The 18,241-nt window shown below is 39.5% G+C and carries 18 protein-coding genes; 11 read left to right on the top strand and 7 right to left on the bottom strand.

Annotation, left to right across the window (positions count from 1 at the left end):
• Nucleotides 1-8: 8 nt before the first annotated feature.
• The 7 genes from PR683_RS09165 to PR683_RS09135 all read right to left on the bottom strand — a co-directional run bounded on the left by PR683_RS09165 (nt 9) and on the right by PR683_RS09135 (nt 6,425).
• Complete coding sequence (locus tag PR683_RS09165) at nt 9-785, bottom strand: fimbria/pilus periplasmic chaperone (protein WP_272581755.1); 777 nt, start codon at nt 783-785, stop codon at nt 9-11.
• A gap of 69 nt (nt 786-854) precedes the next feature.
• Nucleotides 855-3,524, bottom strand: coding sequence for an outer membrane usher protein (locus PR683_RS09160; protein ID WP_272581754.1), 2,670 nt, complete (start codon nt 3,522-3,524; stop codon nt 855-857).
• A gap of 92 nt (nt 3,525-3,616) precedes the next feature.
• Nucleotides 3,617-4,153 (bottom strand): fimbrial protein, encoded by a 537-nt coding sequence (locus tag PR683_RS09155; RefSeq protein WP_004907606.1) that lies wholly within the window; start codon nt 4,151-4,153, stop codon nt 3,617-3,619.
• A 67-nt stretch (nt 4,154-4,220) separates the two neighbouring features.
• Nucleotides 4,221-4,757, bottom strand: a complete 537-nt coding sequence (locus PR683_RS09150) for a fimbrial protein (protein ID WP_004907609.1) — start codon at nt 4,755-4,757, stop codon at nt 4,221-4,223.
• Nucleotides 4,758-4,920: 163 nt separating this feature from the next.
• The gene (locus tag PR683_RS09145; protein ID WP_109912789.1) at nt 4,921-5,151 is read right to left on the bottom strand and encodes a helix-turn-helix domain-containing protein; all 231 of its coding nucleotides are present in this window, start codon (nt 5,149-5,151) and stop codon (nt 4,921-4,923) included.
• A gap of 10 nt (nt 5,152-5,161) precedes the next feature.
• Entirely contained in the window at nt 5,162-5,476 is a 315-nt protein-coding gene (locus tag PR683_RS09140) for a helix-turn-helix domain-containing protein (RefSeq protein ID WP_004907614.1), read from the bottom strand.
• Between the two features lie 400 nt (nt 5,477-5,876).
• The gene (locus tag PR683_RS09135; RefSeq protein ID WP_004907617.1) at nt 5,877-6,425 is read right to left on the bottom strand and encodes a tyrosine-type DNA invertase; all 549 of its coding nucleotides are present in this window, start codon (nt 6,423-6,425) and stop codon (nt 5,877-5,879) included.
• 430 nt (nt 6,426-6,855) lie between these two features.
• On the opposite strand from PR683_RS09135, the gene PR683_RS09130 reads away from it, so the two are divergent.
• The 11 genes from PR683_RS09130 to PR683_RS09080 all read left to right on the top strand — a co-directional run bounded on the left by PR683_RS09130 (nt 6,856) and on the right by PR683_RS09080 (nt 18,240).
• A complete protein-coding gene (locus tag PR683_RS09130) occupies nt 6,856-7,527 on the top strand; it encodes a heavy metal response regulator transcription factor (protein WP_109912788.1) in 672 nt (223 codons plus the stop codon).
• Complete coding sequence (locus tag PR683_RS09125) at nt 7,524-8,888, top strand: heavy metal sensor histidine kinase (RefSeq protein ID WP_004907623.1); 1,365 nt, start codon at nt 7,524-7,526, stop codon at nt 8,886-8,888. The genes PR683_RS09130 and PR683_RS09125 overlap by 4 nt, the downstream gene beginning before the upstream one ends.
• A gap of 85 nt (nt 8,889-8,973) precedes the next feature.
• Entirely contained in the window at nt 8,974-9,984 is a 1,011-nt protein-coding gene (gene msrP / locus PR683_RS09120; RefSeq protein WP_181937062.1) for a protein-methionine-sulfoxide reductase catalytic subunit MsrP, read from the top strand.
• Entirely contained in the window at nt 9,984-10,595 is a 612-nt protein-coding gene (locus PR683_RS09115; protein WP_004907628.1) for a sulfite oxidase heme-binding subunit YedZ, read from the top strand. The genes msrP and PR683_RS09115 overlap by 1 nt, the downstream gene beginning before the upstream one ends.
• An 866-nt stretch (nt 10,596-11,461) precedes the next feature.
• On the top strand, nt 11,462-11,782 hold the full coding sequence (locus PR683_RS09110) for a helix-turn-helix domain-containing protein (RefSeq protein WP_240105584.1): 321 nt from the start codon (nt 11,462-11,464) through the stop codon (nt 11,780-11,782).
• A gap of 197 nt (nt 11,783-11,979) precedes the next feature.
• Complete coding sequence (locus tag PR683_RS09105) at nt 11,980-12,522, top strand: fimbrial protein (protein WP_109912786.1); 543 nt, start codon at nt 11,980-11,982, stop codon at nt 12,520-12,522.
• Nucleotides 12,523-12,605: 83 nt separating this feature from the next.
• Entirely contained in the window at nt 12,606-13,145 is a 540-nt protein-coding gene (locus tag PR683_RS09100) for a fimbrial protein (protein ID WP_004907638.1), read from the top strand.
• Between the two features lie 74 nt (nt 13,146-13,219).
• On the top strand, nt 13,220-15,697 hold the full coding sequence (locus PR683_RS09095; protein ID WP_110731616.1) for a fimbria/pilus outer membrane usher protein: 2,478 nt from the start codon (nt 13,220-13,222) through the stop codon (nt 15,695-15,697).
• 41 nt (nt 15,698-15,738) lie between these two features.
• Nucleotides 15,739-16,491: a fimbrial biogenesis chaperone gene (locus PR683_RS09090; protein WP_109912784.1), complete on the top strand. Its 753-nt coding sequence runs from the start codon at nt 15,739-15,741 to the stop codon at nt 16,489-16,491.
• Between the two features lie 10 nt (nt 16,492-16,501).
• Nucleotides 16,502-17,116, top strand: coding sequence for a fimbrial protein (locus PR683_RS09085; RefSeq protein WP_117162613.1), 615 nt, complete (start codon nt 16,502-16,504; stop codon nt 17,114-17,116).
• Between the two features lie 2 nt (nt 17,117-17,118).
• The gene (locus tag PR683_RS09080; RefSeq protein WP_004907648.1) at nt 17,119-18,240 is read left to right on the top strand and encodes a fimbrial protein; all 1,122 of its coding nucleotides are present in this window, start codon (nt 17,119-17,121) and stop codon (nt 18,238-18,240) included.
• Nucleotide 18,241: the final 1 nt, after the last annotated feature.

Below are 18,241 nucleotides of genomic sequence, written 5' to 3'. Positions count from 1 at the left end.
AAATCAGTCTATTTTTTTTCAGGTACCACATGGCAGCTATTTCCCTGACATGTAAACGACAGTGTTGGACGACCACCGTAATCATTGATATAGGTCAGCACAGGTTTATTACCTAATGCGTCTGCACTGACGTTCAGTGCTTTGCTGCTTTTTGGTGCCACCATCACTGGCTCAAACCCTGCGACCGTTTGTCCATTTTTGTTGGGAACAGCATCGACAAAAGAAACGTAATAGGCAGTTGGGTTATTAATCGTATACTGGTTACCTTGGCGAGTAAGAGTCACTTTTTCCTGCCATGGGTTATCCATTTGCTCACGTGTCGGAATGATTGCTTTCGGTCGATAAAACAATTTGATACGTGTCTGTAACGCCAGTTGCAGTGTATTGGGCTTATCACTTTTTGGTGGGATCTCACGCAAATTAAAGTAATACACGGATTCTCTGTCTTGCGGCAGTGCCGCTGCACTTGGCAGTGCTTGGATTTTGATTTGGCTTTTTGCCCCTGGCTCAACACGTTGCACCGGTGGCAATACCGTAAATGGATCGCTTATTTTTTCACCTTTCTCATTTTCCACCCAACCTTGAGCGAGATAAGGTAATTGTTTGTTTTCATTGCTGATATTTAAACTGATCGATTTTTCGTCTCCCGCAATAATCGCTCGAGTTCTATCTAATGCAACTGCCGCTTGAGCAGAAGATAGCGTTGTTGAAGTCAACACAACGCCAGCCAATGCGAATACTGCTCTATGGGCATTTTTTTTGTTCATCAATTTGTTTTTCATCATGTTATTCATCATATTGTTATCTTCTATGGTTAAGGAGCACTCATCGCTCTTTGCGTACCACCATTTTTATTATTTTTGTAACCAGCGACTTGGTTCCTTTGGCGCCGTTCTTTCAACTGCAGGCACAACAAGTTCTGCTGCTTTCGGCATTGCTTCTAATGCACGACTCGCTGATTGTGTCTTTATGGTCGCTGGCGATGCGGCTTTTGCTCCCGGTTTGTGGCACGGTAGTAACCAGCTTGCCTGTAAATATTCATCTTCTGGCAAGGTATTAGGGAGTGTGATTTCACACTGCACTTGGTCATCCCAACGAACTTGCAAGGTATCTTTTGCATTTAAACCAGTAAGATAGGTATTTCCATCATCACCCACCATACCGACTTGCTGACCACGACCGTTTAAGACTATTGCTCCGAAAGGTGGTGTGCTATTGTCCGATAGCCTTAACAACGCCATCGCACTGTTTCCTGCGACAACATCAAATTGACGGTAGCCAATTGCCCCTTCTGTTAAAGTGCCTTGCTTTATAGATTGAGACACTTGCGCTTCATCTGGTAATGCATTCAAATCAACGCTAATTTGGTTACGGTAATAGCTATTCACGTCACTAATAACGGCTTGTCCAAAGCGGTTGGTACGCACAATAGAGCCGTAACCACGTAGTGGAATATTAGGTACACCATCGGTATCAACAAATATGCGAGTACCGCCAATTTGACTACCACGATGCAGTACGGCACCTTTCTCTGTTGCGGTGAAACCACCTTGCAAAGAGAACCCCGCAGACCGATAACGGTCTTGTTGGTACGTTGCGTTTGCGTTGAGCTGTGCTAAGTCCCCCTGATGAGTGTAATAGCCACTCACGAGCGCACCTGAACGCGCCCATCCGGTACTTAGCTGATAGTTATTTCTCTCATCGATGGTGCTGTAGTAACTCACACGTTGTGAGTTATCATTTTTATCCCAACTACTGTTATAACTAACGGAGCTTTTTTCACCCCAAGGCACGGTGAGTGACGCATATACGCCATCATCATTACTTTCACGATAACGATTTCGATAGGCCGTCAAGTTGAGGCTAAGATTCTTCCATTTACCAATATCAAAGTAGCGCGCTAACGAAATACTATAGCGGTCGTTATCGGGTTGATCCCAATAGGTTTGATGGTAATAGTTAATGAACGCACTTAGTCCTAACTCTGAAAATTGTTGGTTATAAGAGATGGTATACATTTCTTTGCTGTTGTATTGGCGAGCACCTGTTTCCTGCGCATCCAAATACTCAGACATACTCATAAAACCTTGCTCAGAGAATCGATATCCTGCAAATGTCACTTGGCTGTTATAGGTATCAAAACGTTTAGAGTAACTTAAACGATATGAGCTCCCACGATACGTTTTGTTGCCAATATCACTTAAGTTGGTTAGATGCGCCCGAGCATGAGTGATATCGAATGACAATGCACCGAATACCATTAAGTCACGACCAATCCCTATAGCCGCGGATGCATAGTTTTCCGCACCAATTCCACCCCCATACAGTGACCAGCCGTTGTTAACTCCCCAAGAGAACTCGCCACTTGCGAAGGTATCGCCACTAACATGATGGCGCCAATTTGTTGGGCGCCCAGCGGCTAATTTGTAACGCAGTTGTCCCGGACGTGTTAAATACGGAACACTTGCAGTATTGACAGTGAAATTCTGTGTTGAGCCGTCCTGTTCTTTAACTTCAACATCGATTTGCCCAGCTAATGCATCATTCAAGTCTTGGATACGAAATGGACCCGCAGCGACTTGAGTTTGATAAATAATTCGTCCTTGCTGGCTCACAATAACTGTCGCATTACTTTTTGCGACCCCAGTAATTTCTGGTGCGTATCCACGTAGATTGGGTGGAAGCATATTGGTATCGGTAACCAGGCTAAGCCCTGTAAATCTGAAACTATCAAAAATATCAGAGGTTAAATAATCCTCACCTAAAGTGAGTTTTGCACCTAATGATTTGATTGCTCGGTAGACATAATAACGAGTCCAATCTAGTGATGTGGTCGTGCTTTGTCCTTGCTGCTTATCAATACGCATTTGCCAGTCAGCGCGAACACGCCAAGCACCCAAGTTAACACCAGCAACCCCATTACCGCTGGTACTGTAGTTGGTTTGTTGTCCAGAGCGGGTTTGCTGGCCCACTTGTGCATTTAGGTTGTAATCAAACAATGCGCCGGGTAACCCTTCTTCCCAGCGTGCGGGAGGATCCCAATTTTCAGCGGTATATTCGAGGTAGGCTTGCGGCAAACTAATATACATAGCCGAAGTCGCAAGGTCGGCTTTAACCTCAGTTCCGGGTAAACTTTCAAGTGATAGACACTGTCCTTCGTGCCACCACTTCAATGTCGACATCAATTCAGGCTTGATACCGAATTTTTCAACTAAAGCAGGGTTCAGGCAAGGGAGGCTTTCATCCGACTCACCTTCAGGCGCATAGTAAAAGACAGTTTCTTCCGGCATGCTTTGCTTGTTTAAGAAAACCGTAAAACTGTATTCACCAGGCATGAGATAGCCTGGACGCGCAAATTGGCTTAAATCAATGTTGTTACGATCATTGACGTCTAGCATATCCATATTAAATGTAATATCGGATGCGTGACCACCACAGCTAATAGCCAACGCGACTAAAAGCCCTAATCTGCAAGGCCGAGTTATCCGTAACACAGGCGTGTGAATGAAATTCAGGGTCATCATCTCGACCTTCTTTTGCGTTCTTTTATCCGTAATGTCATTTCGCTCACGAAGCTCGTCCTACAAAGGAGATCTTCATTTCTTAGAGGAACCGACTATTCATAATCCAGTTTGAAACGTAATTGACTGTAGTATTGACCTGATGCCAATGGGCGGTTATTCGCCACCAACCGTAGCCGATAGGTGAGATCTTTTGTTCCAGCTGTTAGTGCGCTCATTGACATTCCTTGGCCTGGTATGGCAATTTCACCATCTCCCTCACGTTGAATTTGTAATCCAACACCTTGAGCTTGTCCGTTTACACCAAATAACCCCCTATCATGGGAGCCATCGAATGTTACGCGAAAATATTGCCAATTCGGTTTGTCAGGATTTTGGCGTTCAAGAACACAATTCACTAATCGGATAACAAAAGGGCGAGCAGGTCCTTGCCCATCACGGCGAATTTGAGTCAGCGCAATACTTCCCATATCAATAGTTTGATCACGGCTGCCGACATCAATTGCACATGCTGTTTCAATAATGCTTCCATTCATACTCACTGAGCCTTGAGCATGTGCAGTTGATACCGCAGCCAACGTGCCTATACTTAAGATCAATGAAAACACTCCACTGGTTATCGAATTATTCATTGCTCCCTCTCTTACACCCAATTCAGTCGGAATGAGCCAACAAATTAATTTGTTGGCTCAAGATGAATTACTCGTAAGACAGAGTGAAATCCGCTACTGAGCTAAAGTCACCGGCAGTGATAGTGTCGATATCGCCACCATTACCTTTTAAGTAAGCAGCGAAATTCAGTGTGTTGTTACCATTTTGAACTTGTTGGAATGGTGCAGCTGTTCCTAAAGTCACCACATTGCCGCTACCATTAGTGATCTGAACACCAGCGCCAGCACCAGTACCAACAATACCCAGTGTTTTATTGGTATTGTCGAAAGATGCAGCAGCACCACTAAAGGTTAATTGAACACCTTTAGTCAGTTTAGTGATATCACAGTTCTCTAAAGTGATTTCGAATGGACGTGGAGTTGATTTACCGCCATCAACTAATGCCATGTTAGAAATTTGGCCTAATTCAACTGTTTGGTCGATTGAGCTAGGAGAGATTGAGCATGGAGCATCGATAATAGCGCCTTTGAACGTTACTTTACCGTGGCCTTGATCAGCAGCATTTGCTGCAGAAGCTAAACCCAGAGCCATAAAAGTTGCCATTGCAATAGATTTCATTTTCATGAATATAAAGTCCTATGTTTTTTGTTAAATAAAGAATGAGTGTCAATTTTCATTGCTCATTGCAGACACTCTATTTGCAATGAACTGGAAAAAACAAAGCACTAGTATTTGATTTAAAAAAATCAAATACTAAAAATTAAATTTTAATAATTAAAAAATATATTTAGTCTTCTATTAAAAAAAATTGAATTGGTACTTTAAATAACTCAGATAATTGAGAAAGAAAATCAATATTAATATGATTAATTCCTGATTCATAACGGGAAATTTGCTGTTGACTTACGCCGATATATCTCCCTAACTCCTCAGCAGTTAATTTCATTTCTTTTCTATATCTTTTTATTTTCTTTCCTACAATAATATTAAATGTTGGTTTTATTATATTTTCTGACATAAGGTTAAGCCTATTTCATAAATTGACTAGATCCTGAAAACCATCCTTCAGCTTTAAAATAACATTCCATATTATGGATATAATTTACTGAGTTATTTTGAAATCCAACGCCATCTAATAAACAATTAATATCAATATCAAGTGAGTTCGCAATTTGCTTAATTTGCTCTAGGTGTAGTCGAATAACGCCGCGCTCAATACGTGAAACATGCTGCTGTGAGCATAAAAGTAAGTCAGCTAGCTCAGAACCACTTAGCCCTTTAGCTCGGCGAGCTTTATGTATATTGCTCCCAACAATTTCTTTAGGAGATAAGTTAGATTGCATAAAATCCTCCTCATGAAACTGAATGATTTATTAATTTAACTGTTGTCAAAATGCACCAAATTGACAATAGTTGTATATTGTTAGTTAAATATTTCGTTAATTACTTATTAACTTATATTTTATATTTTATTTTTAAATCTATCGGAAGATTATTCCAAATAAAACATTTCAGAATATTACAATGTGTAAGTTTGAGATGTTACGGAGAGTTTTAACGTGTGAAAAAATTAATAAATTCAATGATCTTTTAATAATGGAATGTGCTTATTTTTAGTAATATATACATAGCGTTATTTACACGCTACGTATTTGACGTGTATTTTCATTTAACTTAAGATGCACCTAATTCATTACGTTTGTCAATTTGGTGCATTTTGACAACTCTTTTAACGCCTTTATCTCACCATACTCCCCGAAATCTTGCTGGGTTACTTGCTGTGTATCGTACGGTATGTTGTATATTTGTGTGTCCCAAATAATCCTGAATTAGACGTGTATCGGCGCCTCTATCCGCTAATGCATAACCACATGCATGTCGTAACATATGGGGATGAATACCTAGGGTTAGCTCAGCTAGCTCACCAAGTCGTGAAAAAAGTTGATAAAAGCGCTGACGAGTCATCGCAGTCCCTCTTTCAGATAAAAATAACCACTGACTTTCTTTCCCTTTCCATGTATTTCTAGTTTTTAGCCAAGCTTTAATGAGTGGGATCTCTTCATCAATCAGTGGGTGATTAACTGAAAAACCATTCTTTAAACGATGTACATAAAGCTCATTACTTTCTAAGTTAAGATCAGATAATTTTAGTGATAGGGCCTCGCTTGCCCTTAGACCATGTATAAAGCACATATAAATTAAGCAAGAATTACGTTCGGGATGTCGCGACAAATGACAAGCAGCTAAAAGTCGAGATATTTCCTGTTGAGTTAAATACTTACGAGTGGACATGAACGTTTCCCCATTTAGTCAAAAAAGGTCAATCATATCTAAATTAATCGGCCTAACATATTAATTTTTTTAGATAAATATAATGCTTTTATTCTATAGGTGAAATAAAAAATTATTTATTATCCGTCAGGTCAGTAATCAAAGATTAATTAACTAAAATTTTATATTTTATTAAGCAGTTTTTATTCTGCTTTATAAATGTGAGAGAAAAGAGATTATTTACTTGTAAAACAATACTTACTCGTCGATGAAAGCAGCTAATTTCCATTTTTCGTACCGAGCTATTAATCATTCTACGAGTTATTTTTAAGGAGCTAGTGTCATGTTTTCTCTGAGTATTTTATGATTAAATTCCTACCCATATCTTTAAATTGAAAATTTCTTTAAGATGAAATGAAATTAAGTCAAATAAAGTCACTGTTAGGTTCTCATGAGAATACTATTAATTGAAGATCACCTAAAAACCCAAGGGTGGGTCAAAAATGGGTTAGAAGAAGCAGGTTTTCTTGTGGATGTGGCTGATGATGGTCGCGACGGTCTCTATTTTGCTTTAGAAAACAGTTATCAGTTGGTGATCCTCGACATCATGCTGCCCGGTATGAATGGCTGGGAGATTTTAAAAATCTTACGCACAGCAAAAAATATTCCTGTTATCTGCCTCACTGCACGGGATGCCGTTGATGACAGAATTAAAGGCTTAGAGCTGGGTGCTAATGATTATCTCGTTAAGCCGTTTTCATTTTCTGAATTATTAGCTCGGGTTAAAAACCAATTAAAAGTTAACCAGCCAGTCTCAACCACCATGGTTATTGCGGATTTAAAAATCGACTTAACTCGCCATGATGTTGAGCGGGCTGGAAAGAAAATCATCTTAACTCGGCAAGAGTTTTCCTTATTACTGTTCTTTGTTCTACATTGTGATGAAATTTTACCTAGAACCTTAATTGCTAGCGAAGTTTGGGGGATCGATTTTGAAAGTGACACGAATATTATTGATGTGGCAATCCGTCGATTGAGAAAAAAAATCGATGATGAATTTGACGTTAAACTCATTGAAACTATTCGTGGGATGGGATACCGCTTAAATAGGCCGATAGAATGAAAAAGAAGTCACTTCGTTTTAAACTTATTTCTTTGTTTATCATTCTTATGATTGCTAATGCCGGAGTGGTGACATGGGTTTTGTATCATTCACTCAAAAATGAATTATCTGAACAAGATAATAACTTACTGGTTAACCGCGCGGAGCAACTTGCTAAACTCATTGCTGGTGGCATTGATATCAAAACACTCCCCATGTATTTTCAAAGCATGATGGATATGCGACAAGACTTAATCCAAATTTCTGATGCGGCAGGGCACATATTGGTCACCACCAATCGCGAATTACTGGGTTCTCAACCTCTTCAGTTAGTCAAACTTGAACAGCTAAATATTAATGCCATCAACCATTGGCAAACCGCTCAAGGTATCCCTATTTCTGCGGTTTATTTCTCGATGAATTCCCCAAAAGGGCCACTCCATGTGGTACTTGGTAAAGTGTCTGTCGACCGTAGTGGAGTGTTGACTCAATATCTCACCCAAAGCGTAGTGATTTCTGTCCTCTCAATTTTGTTGATGGGGCTGCTCAGCTTATGGCTGTTGAAAAAAGGGTTATCCGACATTCAAGCATTGAGCCAGATAACGGTCAAAACAGACGTTCATGCGTTAAATGACCCAATCGATATTGACCAGCTACCACAGGAATTGAAAGAGCTGGGCGAATCGATGAACACGATGCGCCAGCGCTTAAAGCATGATTTTGTCAAACTTACTCAATTTGCCGATGACTTGGCGCATGAACTGAGAACCCCAATTAATGCGATTCGGGTACAAAATGAAATTACACTCCAGCGCTCGCGTAGTGTTAGCGAATATGAAGGGATGATAGTCAGTAATATTGAAGAGCTCGATAAACTGTCACAAATGATCCAAAGTACTTTGTTTATTGCCCGTGCTGAAAATAAAAATATTACCTTAAATCGAGAAAACCTTTCTTTATATACGTTAGTTAACGATGTCTATGAACTCTTTTCTGCCTATGCAGAAGAAAAACAGATTGAACTGTATAGCGAGCCCTCATCCCTGACGCTTGATGCTGACCCTGTATTACTCAGCCGAGTTTTAGTGAATATTGTCTCCAATGCGATTAAATATTCTTACCCGGGCACCCGTGTCGTTACCCAAATTAATACGCTTTCGCAACAACGGGAAATTAAAATCACTAATCAAGGAGAACTTCTACAAAACAGTGATGAAATTTTCACCCGTTTTTGGCGTGGGGATAATGCTCGAACCACAGAAGGAACTGGGCTAGGGTTGGCGATTGTGAAAGCGATAGTGGAATTACATGGCGGGTCAGTGAGTTTTGAACATCATACAGGAACCAGTACTATTACACTGAAATTTCCTACAATTAAGTAAGATGACAAATTTGTCATCTTACTGTCAGCCATTTTTACTGCGCTTTCAGTATAACTGATCTCATTTCCCTTTTGCTATGGAGCGCATGATGAAAAAGTTACCTAAAATTCCCGCATCTCAAATCACGGATGAATCCCTCTTTTTTATGAAACGCCGTCAGTTACTTAAGGCATTAGGCATTGGAGCCGCTGGTTTAACCGTTGCGGCGACGGCCAATGCGGGGCTGTTTTCTTGGTTCAGTGACGATACACCAGCACCTCCGATGACGCCAAGAAAACCGCTGACATTTATTCAACCTGAAGAGTTTCAGCCATCATTAACCCTCACACCTGAAGATAAAGTGATTGGTTATAATAATTTTTATGAATTTGGGTTGGGTAAATCCGATCCTGCCGAGAATGCCCATACTTTAGTGACGGATGAGTGGACGGTAACGATTGATGGAGAAGTAAATCGTCCCCTGACCCTTAATTTAGATGATATAAACACTAAGTTTCCCTTAGAGGAGCGTATTTATCGTATGCGCTGTGTTGAGGCTTGGTCGATGGTCATTCCATGGGTTGGCTTTCCTTTAGCGAAATTATTGGCTTTAGTTGAACCCACTAGCAAAGCCAAATATGTGGCTTTTGAAACACGCTACGCTCCAGAACAAATGCCAGGACAAAAAAGTCGTTATATTGGTGGTGGCTTATCGTACCCCTATGTTGAAGGGCTACGCTTAGATGAAGCCATGAACCCACTGACTTTGCTGGCGACTGGCGTTTATGGCAAAACATTACCCAACCAAAACGGAGCACCGATCCGGTTGGTCGTACCATGGAAATATGGCTTTAAAGGAATTAAATCTATCGTCAAAATTCGCCTTACTGAGCACATGCCTGAGACTACATGGAACCTATCAGCACCGAGCGAATATGGCTTTTTTGCCAATGTGAATCCAGATGTAAGCCATCCTCGTTGGTCACAAGCCACCGAACGTTTTATTGGTGCAGGAGGCTTAGGCCAAGTGACTCGCCAACCAACATTGTTGTTTAATGGATATGGTGAACAAGTGGCAAGCTTGTATCAAGGAATGGACTTGCGGAGAGATTATTGATGCCCCAAGACAATAAGTTTATTGTTGGATTAACCAAAGGGAGCTTTCATCTTCTTGCTTTGCTCCCTTTGGTATGGCTGATTTTTTTAGTCGATACCCAACAGCTTGGAGCTGACCCCGCCAAAGATATCCAACATTTTACAGGAATAGCGGCTTTACGTTTGCTCGTCGTTATTGTATTGATCCCTCTGGTTGCAAAATTATTGCGATTTACGGCATTGTTTCAAACGCGAAAATTACTGGGATTATGGTGTTTTTTCTGGGCTGTGCTGCATTTAAGTAGCTATCTATTACTGGAAATTGGTGTAAATAATTTAGCGCTATTTTTCGAAGAGATTTTTTCGCGACTCTATTTAGTGATTGGCGCGGTAGCTTGGTTGTGTTTATTGTTGATGGCGGTCAGTTCATTCAACCGTATACGCCTTTATTTGGGCGTATGGTGGAAAAGAATTCATATGCTGCTTTACCCAACGATTTTACTCGCATTTTGCCACTATATGCTGTCATTAAAAACCTTAACACCTGAACCATTTATCTATTTAGCCGCCGTTGGGAGTGCATTTGCGTATCGCATGTGGAACCAGCAATCACAACGAATAAAACCTTCATAAAGGTTGGCGTGCTTAAATTGTATTCTTACTTGGTATTATAAAATGCCTAATACTGCGGTTTGCTAGGATTAGGCATTTGGTGTGCATTACAATATAGTGTAAAGCAAATCTATGCTTCGTTTTATGATAATACTTTACCACCTTACTCAACCCCTTCTTACGATAACCGTTAAATCGTCACTCTTTGAATTGTTCTTAAACTTAGTGTGGCTAGCAAGGCTCTCACCTTTCTATAGATAAAAATATTTAAAAGAAGTTTTCATTAGAATTTCTTTAAAGCTTAAAGTTATACATTGATATATAATTTTTAAATACTCGTTATTTGCGTAATTAATATCCTTATTTTTGGGTAATATCGGGATTTATTATATGTGGGTGATGATTTTTGTGAGATATAATTTCGTTGATAAACTTTACAATTATTTATAATTAATTTGTTGGTGTTTGTAAATAATGAAGTTAAGATAAATCTTAAAAAAAATATTTAATAATTTACAAACTCAAAATTCGAGTAATACTACTTTTTTAAGTTGTATTTTATGGTTGAAATTTAACCATAAAATACATCTGATTAGTAAAAGATATGTTTTAATATTTTCAAATGTATCAAAATGTAATTTGAAAGGTGATTGGCTGAAGTTTTATGTCTATAACATGCTGTTATTTATATTATAAATTTCAGTGTGGTTATTTTCTGTTACATTTATCCTATGTTAATAGAGCGATAAATGATTTTAATGGTAATCAATTTGCCCTATCGATTATACAAAATAAATAATCAGACATATAATCATCAAAAATTTTAGGACGGTATCTATGGTTCAGATGGTGCCTATAATTAATTTTTAATATAAAGGTTAAATTAAATGACTTATTTTTCTAATGAGATAAATAAAGAAATAGGGCAGTATTTGAGAGGAATTAGAAAAGAGCAAAACTTAACAGGGGAAGATTTGGCAAAAAAGTTGAATATTAGCCAGCAGCAGATATCCCGATATGAAACGGGAAAAACAAAGCTGACATTTGAAATGATGGATACCATCCTTGTGATATTCAATAAGTCATGGAGAGACCTTTTTAACCATGTAATAGATAGATACGATAATGAAAGATTACAATGTATCATAAAAAATGAAAATAATTATTTTGCTATCTTAGATAAAGACACTAAAAAAATGTGGCGTTAATTCAGCCAATAAAAAATCAAATCTTTTTGGTGAAGTGTAATTAGTAAATATAATAAATTTAGCCTATTCATATGATAACTTTATTAAAAGTAATCATTAATTTAATTAAAATAATGATTACTTTTATCTAAAGTTGTTATTAACAACTCTTATGGCGAAACATACATTATACAAGTATTATACAGGATTAAATAATCATGAAATTGAATAAATTTGTAATGGGTGCTGTATTTGCATCAGGCTTTGCTTCGTTCGCAGCAATGGCAGCTTATACGGGTACACCTACTAACGGTACTATCGAATTTTCAGGTGAATTAGTGAATTCTGCTTGTGGTTTAAGTGAAGAATCAAGTCCTGTAAAAGTAAACTTTTATCAGATCCCTGTTTCTAATTTAAAAAATGGTGAGCGTGCAGGTAATATTAAGAAAGATATCGTTCTGCAAGGTTGTGATACTACAGTTGCACAAACTGCAACTGTAACTTACACACCATCAACTATTAACCCTAATGATAAGACATTAGCGGCGTTCACTTCAGGTACTGCAAGTGGTGCTGGTATTGGTTTAAGAGACAATGGAAATAAAGATGTTGTTTGGGGACAAGCTTCTACTGCAGTTAATCTAACTGAAGGTAAAACTGCTATTCCATTCGTTGCTTATTTAAAATCTGATAATGCATCTAATGCAGTGACTCCAGGTAGCTTTGATTCAACTATCAATTTCAAAATTGATTACCAATAATTTGTAATTGGTTTTATATCAATATGCGGAGTATTTAATACTCCGCATTAATAAAATCTACCAATAACTAAATGGTATTGTCCATGATAATTCGGGTTGCAAAAATAGCACTAGGCTCTAGTTTGTTATGGCCTCTATTAAGTTGGGGAATGACCGGCAATAACACCCCTGGTGATATTGTAATGCAAGGTGAATTAATAGAAGCTTCATGCACGATTGATCCTGAAAGCCGAGAGCTTTGGGTTAATTTTGGGGAAATCAGTGCCCGAGAAATCACGCCTGAAGTCAATATGTTGGTGAGTAAGAATTTTGCTATAAAACTTGTTGGATGTACGTTGCCTTCTAATGACAAAGGTAGTGCATCGCGCGCGCAAATAACCATGATGGGAACCTCTGTTAATGATGATCAACTTTTACAAGTGAGTGGTGATTCAGAAGGGTTTGGAATTCAATTTAGGGACTCTCACGGTGAAATACTTAAACTTAATAGAAAAATGCCGGATTACACATTATTAGAAGGGCGTAATAGATTAGATTTTACTGCAATTTTAGTTGCTTATCAAAAGCATATTAAGGCAGGTGATTTCGCAGGAGTTCTACGATTTAGAATGGATTATTTCTAAAACTAATAATAATTACATATAAAAGAGAATTGAGCTAAATCTCTAGCCTAATGAGTGAATACTGAGTAACTAAAATGATTATTTTAAATGGAAATATAAATAATATAAAAAAACTATTTGCAATATATATTGCAGTACTTTGCTATTCACCAAATATGTCTGCAAATGATCTTGTTGAGTTTAATGTTGACGTATTAGATGTTGGTGATCGTAACAATATTGATTTAACTCGATTCTCTAAAGATAACTTCGTATTTCCAGGAACTTATTTATTGGATGTCTATATTAATGGACAATCATTGTCGCAGCAGAAGGTCACTTATATTACCGATCCTCAAGATAGTGAAAAATCATTAGTCTGTTTTACCCCTAAGCAAATTGAAATGTTAGCGCTCAAAGAAGATGCGTTAAAAAAAATCCAAGCCATATCTCCTGAATGTTCAAATATTTTACCTATTTCAGGTGTTAAAATTAATAATCATGAAGGCAAACTGGATATCACTATTCCACAAGCATGGATGAAATATTCCGATCCTAGTTGGGTGCCGCCTGAGCGTTGGGATTCAGGGGTTTCAGGCCTTATATTTGATTATAACCTGACAGGGTCAATTTCACGTTCTTTGACGACACATACGAATAAGCATTCATTGTCAGCATATGGCCAAACCGGGTTTAACTTAGGAGCGTGGCGCTTTAGAGCTGATTATCAAGCTAATTATAACGAGCGTGGCGATAGAAAATTCGATTGGAACCAGTTTTATGCATATCGCCCTCTGATCCACATGGCGGCTAAGCTGACACTGGGTGAAATTTATTTAAATTCTCAAGTTTTTGACACGATTCGTTTCACTGGCTTTAACCTTGCCAGTGATGAGCGTATGTTACCGCCAAATCTGCGAGGATACGCACCACAGATTAATGGTATTGCGAAAAGCAATTCAAAAATTGTTGTAACCCAAGCTGGGCGTGTCGTTTATGAAACGACGGTACCTGCGGGGCCATTCAGTATTCAGGATTTGCAAAGTTCAATTCGTGGAACCCTAGATGTCAAAGTTGAAGGTGATGACGGTGAGGTATCGACTTTTCAAGTTGATACGGCAAATATCCCTTATTTAACGCGTCCGGGCTATGTGCGTTATAACGCTTCGGTCGGTAAACCATCACGATTTAATCATAAGCCTGAGGGGCCAATGTTTGCCACGGGAGATTTCTCTTGGGGGCTGAGCAATAACTGGTCACTCATTGGTGGTCTACTTTTTGCGGGTAGGGATTATACCGCTATATCTGCTGGATTAGGCCGTGATTTATCTGTATTTGGGGCACTTTCTGCGGATGTCACACAATCCATTAGCCGAATGCCAGGTGATAACACGCAAACGGGTTCTTCTTATCGCCTGAGTTATTCAAAGTCATTTGATGAACTTAACAGCACGATTACTTTTGCGGGTTACCGCTTCTCGCAGGATAAGTTTAGAACACTGTCGCAATATTTAGATGAGCGTGAAAACAAATATCTGGGTATTGGCCGTCAAAAAGAGATGTATACCGTAACAGGGAATAAAACTTTTTGGGCTGATGATCCTGATTGGAGAACAACAGTATTCTTAACGTATACCCATCAGACCTTTTGGGACCAGACATCTCAAGATAGATATGGCTTATCTGTGGGTCGAACATTTCGTTTAATGGGCATCAATGGTGTTTCAACCAATATTGCGGCCTACCGTTCTGACTATCGGGGTCGACGTGACGATAGCATTTCACTTTCGGTTTCAGTGCCTGTTGGTGATAGCCGTTGGGCGGGATATGACTTGCAAAATAGTGGTAGTAAGACCAGCCACATGCTGTCTTACAGTGACAATAGGGATATGAATAACTTATGGCGAGTTAGAGCCGGTCGAAGCAGTGATGATCGCGTACGGTTTGATGGATATTATCAAAAACGGACGCAACTTGCTGAAGTTAATACTAATGTCAGCTATCAAGAAAGACAAACGGCATCGATCAACGGGACATTGCGCGGTGGTTTCACTGCTACCAAGCATGGAGCTGCATTACATAACAGTACCGGTACAACGGATACAGCAAGAATTATGGTCGATACCAACGGTGTTGGTGGCGTGCCGTTTAACCATGAAAAAACACGAACTAACTGGGCCGGTATTTCTGTTGTGCCTGATATTGTCAGCTATTACAGCTTCGACACGCGTATTGATGTCGATAAGTTAAAAAATAACGTTGATACCAATAAGGCGATAGCAACATCGACATTAACAGAAGGCGCAATAGGTTATCAGCGCTTTGATGTTGCAGAAGGTGAAAAGCTCATAGCAACTATTCGTTATAACGATACGGTACCTCCATTTGGTGCTGATGTGACAAACGCTGATGGCATTAACATTGCCATGCTGATGGAAAATGGATTGGCGTATTTGATGGCAGTAAATCCTAAAGAAACATTAACGGTATCTTGGGGCGGAAAAGCGCAATGTAAAATTCAACTGCCTGAAAAAATTAATTCGGGTATGTCAGTTTTGCTGCCTTGCCAATAATGTAATGACAGTTTGAAAAAGTATTCTATAAGGTAGAGAAAATGGCGATTCGTATAAATAAATGGGTAGGTGGTTTGCTAGTTATGATGGTTGGCGTAGGGCAATCATATGCGGGTATTTCACTGGATAGAACACGACTGATTATTACAGGCGATGAAAATTCTGCGAGTGCTAATTTATCAAACACCAGCTCAAGTATTCCTTTTCTTGCTCAGTCATGGGTTGAAGATGCCAATGGGAAAAAAATCACATCGCCATTAGTTGTATTGCCACCATTACAGCGCATTAATGGTGGGCAAAAAGGGGTTGCCCGTGTTTCAAAAACAGCCGAGATAGATAAGTTACCCCAAGACCGAGAAAGCCTGTTTTATTTAAATGTGCGCGAAGTTCCGCCAAAACCCGATAAACCGAATGTTTTACAGTTAGCGATGCAATCGCGCATTAAATTATTTTATCGGCCGACAGCCATTATTCCTGAGTCTAAAAGTGCAGTTTGGCAAGACCAAGTCATATTTTATAAACAGGGAAATAATTGGCGTGCTGAAAACCCAACCCCTTATTTTGTGACCATTATTAGCCTTAATAATAAACCGGTGGCAGAAGGTGGAAAAAAACTAACTGATTTTCCAGGGGTGATGATTGCACCTAAATCGCATCTCGATATTAAGGTCAATAGTTCAGGCGAGAGTTTCACCATGATGTATGTGAATGATTATGGTGGTCATCCAGAACTTAAATACAGTTGTAGCGGAAATACGTGTAAAGCGTTACCACCAGAGCAACAGATTCGCTAGGAGTATTGATATGAACATTAGGTGCTTAGGGATAGTGTTATTGGGGCTAGGAAGTTTCTCCGCAGTTGCAGAAATTGCGGATGAAAAGCTGTCCCGCCAAACATTGCTAGACGTACATAGTACTGTGCATTTTACAGGGAGCGTCTATGCATCGCCTTGTGTTCTTGAATTAGAAACACAAGAGCAGTATGTCGATTTAGGTGAAATCAATGCTAGAGAGTTTCATCGTATTGGCGATAGAAGTACTCCTGTTGCATTTAATATTCGCCTCAAAGATTGCCAACGCGGAGCATCCAAGTCATTTGTGAATTCTGCCGGAGAAGCAACTCAAAATGCGCAGCGTTATTACTTGACGGGAGAAAGCGCTGTTTCATTGAGCATTGCGGGAGATACGGATTTTTTTAACCCTGATCTGGTGCGAGTGACAGGTGATATTCGAGGTGCCGGGTTGCGTATTTCTAGTAAAGAACATCAAAACCTAATGGTCAACCAGCCAACAAGTTCATGGGTGATCAAACCTGGCGATAATAACATCACACTTAATGCATCATTGGAATCTACAGCACGGTCTGTTTCGGCGGGAACCTTTAGCGGATTAGTTAGGCTAAAACTGGAGTATTTATAACCATGTTTGTATCCAACAACAAAAAACTAAAAGATATGACTATTGTGGCTGGTTTACTCACAATAGGGGTCTTGCCGTTATCTGCTTTAGGTTATCCTCACGGTTCCGCTATACCGGACGGGGGAACTTATACATTCGAAGCGAGAATGAATAATCAATTACTCGTTAATGAGAAGGATGCAGAAACGGTATTCAATTTTGATGTGGGTAACTGGCCTTACTTTGATATTTACTGCCAAAGCTACATGAATCCAGGAGGGGTTGGGAATACCGGTCCTGATTCAGGAATGACATTTGATTTAATGTCAACTATTCCTACATCAATGCAAAACCCGGGGTACCTGAACCTTAATGAATATTTTGATGTAAAAGTTGAAATTCAAATAGGGGGAAGGGTTGGTCAGAAAGTCACTGTTCCAGTGAAGGATATGTGGAATGGGGGTTCTGACCCAATAGAGTGTAGACCACCGAGTGTTAATAGCCGTGATTATGGTGTCGAGCTACGGACAGGGTCGAGTGGAACAATCACGTTTAGACTGAAAAAACCGATTATTAATGGCATTACCATCAACCAAGCGGAACTGGTGCAGGTTTTTGCTAAAAAAGGCAGTCCAGCGAATGGCAGTACAGCTTATGCGCCAATTCCATCAACTCGAGTCGTTTTAGGGGCAGGAATTATCACGGTTGCTGATGAGTGTACGATTAATGAAGGCAACCCAATAGATATTAATTTTCTTGATGTGGCAAACACGAGTGAACAGTTAAATGGCACTAATTATGCTCAGCCCTTTAAGATCCCAGTTAAATGTACCGGTGGCAGTTTTACGACAGGTGATTTAAATATTAAGCTGTCATTGTTGCCAGGAGCGTCAGGCAGCGCGGATTTTAACCCTGATTATTTCGGTACGTTAAAGAACGGTGTGAAACGCACAAATCTTGGCATTGTGGTGACTGATAATTTGACCGGAACCTTGGTAAGACCAAACCAAGCTTATCAAGTGCCTAATTTTATCAATAACCAAGGCACTTGGAACTTAACGGCTGCGCCAATAGCTGCGCCTGGTAGCAGCGTGGAAGAAGGTGAATTTACAAGTACCGGGACAATTCTTGCTGAATTCCAATGAG

The sequence above is a fragment of the Providencia sp. PROV269 genome (assembly GCF_028477785.1).
GTDB classification, from domain to species: Bacteria; Pseudomonadota; Gammaproteobacteria; order Enterobacterales; family Enterobacteriaceae; genus Providencia; species Providencia rettgeri.
The sequence above is the reverse complement of the archived record's forward strand: the minus strand, read 5'-3'. Positions and strand labels throughout refer to the sequence as shown.

Coding starts and splice junctions, on each gene's coding strand:
- PR683_RS09110 (WP_240105584.1), top strand. CDS start 11,462: ATGACTTATTTTTCTAATGAGATAAATAAAGAAATAGGGCAGTATTTG.
- PR683_RS09115 (WP_004907628.1), top strand. CDS start 9,984: ATGCCCCAAGACAATAAGTTTATTGTTGGATTAACCAAAGGGAGCTTT.
- PR683_RS09155 (WP_004907606.1), bottom strand. CDS start 4,153: ATGAATAATTCGATAACCAGTGGAGTGTTTTCATTGATCTTAAGTATA.
- PR683_RS09090 (WP_109912784.1), top strand. CDS start 15,739: ATGGCGATTCGTATAAATAAATGGGTAGGTGGTTTGCTAGTTATGATG.
- PR683_RS09105 (WP_109912786.1), top strand. CDS start 11,980: ATGAAATTGAATAAATTTGTAATGGGTGCTGTATTTGCATCAGGCTTT.
- PR683_RS09125 (WP_004907623.1), top strand. CDS start 7,524: ATGAAAAAGAAGTCACTTCGTTTTAAACTTATTTCTTTGTTTATCATT.
- PR683_RS09135 (WP_004907617.1), bottom strand. CDS start 6,425: ATGTCCACTCGTAAGTATTTAACTCAACAGGAAATATCTCGACTTTTA.
- PR683_RS09145 (WP_109912789.1), bottom strand. CDS start 5,151: ATGTCAGAAAATATAATAAAACCAACATTTAATATTATTGTAGGAAAG.
- msrP (WP_181937062.1), top strand. CDS start 8,974: ATGATGAAAAAGTTACCTAAAATTCCCGCATCTCAAATCACGGATGAA.
- PR683_RS09100 (WP_004907638.1), top strand. CDS start 12,606: ATGATAATTCGGGTTGCAAAAATAGCACTAGGCTCTAGTTTGTTATGG.
- PR683_RS09150 (WP_004907609.1), bottom strand. CDS start 4,757: ATGAAAATGAAATCTATTGCAATGGCAACTTTTATGGCTCTGGGTTTA.
- PR683_RS09165 (WP_272581755.1), bottom strand. CDS start 785: ATGATGAAAAACAAATTGATGAACAAAAAAAATGCCCATAGAGCAGTA.
- PR683_RS09140 (WP_004907614.1), bottom strand. CDS start 5,476: ATGCAATCTAACTTATCTCCTAAAGAAATTGTTGGGAGCAATATACAT.
- PR683_RS09080 (WP_004907648.1), top strand. CDS start 17,119: ATGTTTGTATCCAACAACAAAAAACTAAAAGATATGACTATTGTGGCT.
- PR683_RS09085 (WP_117162613.1), top strand. CDS start 16,502: ATGAACATTAGGTGCTTAGGGATAGTGTTATTGGGGCTAGGAAGTTTC.
- PR683_RS09160 (WP_272581754.1), bottom strand. CDS start 3,524: ATGATGACCCTGAATTTCATTCACACGCCTGTGTTACGGATAACTCGG.
- PR683_RS09095 (WP_110731616.1), top strand. CDS start 13,220: ATGATTATTTTAAATGGAAATATAAATAATATAAAAAAACTATTTGCA.
- PR683_RS09130 (WP_109912788.1), top strand. CDS start 6,856: ATGAGAATACTATTAATTGAAGATCACCTAAAAACCCAAGGGTGGGTC.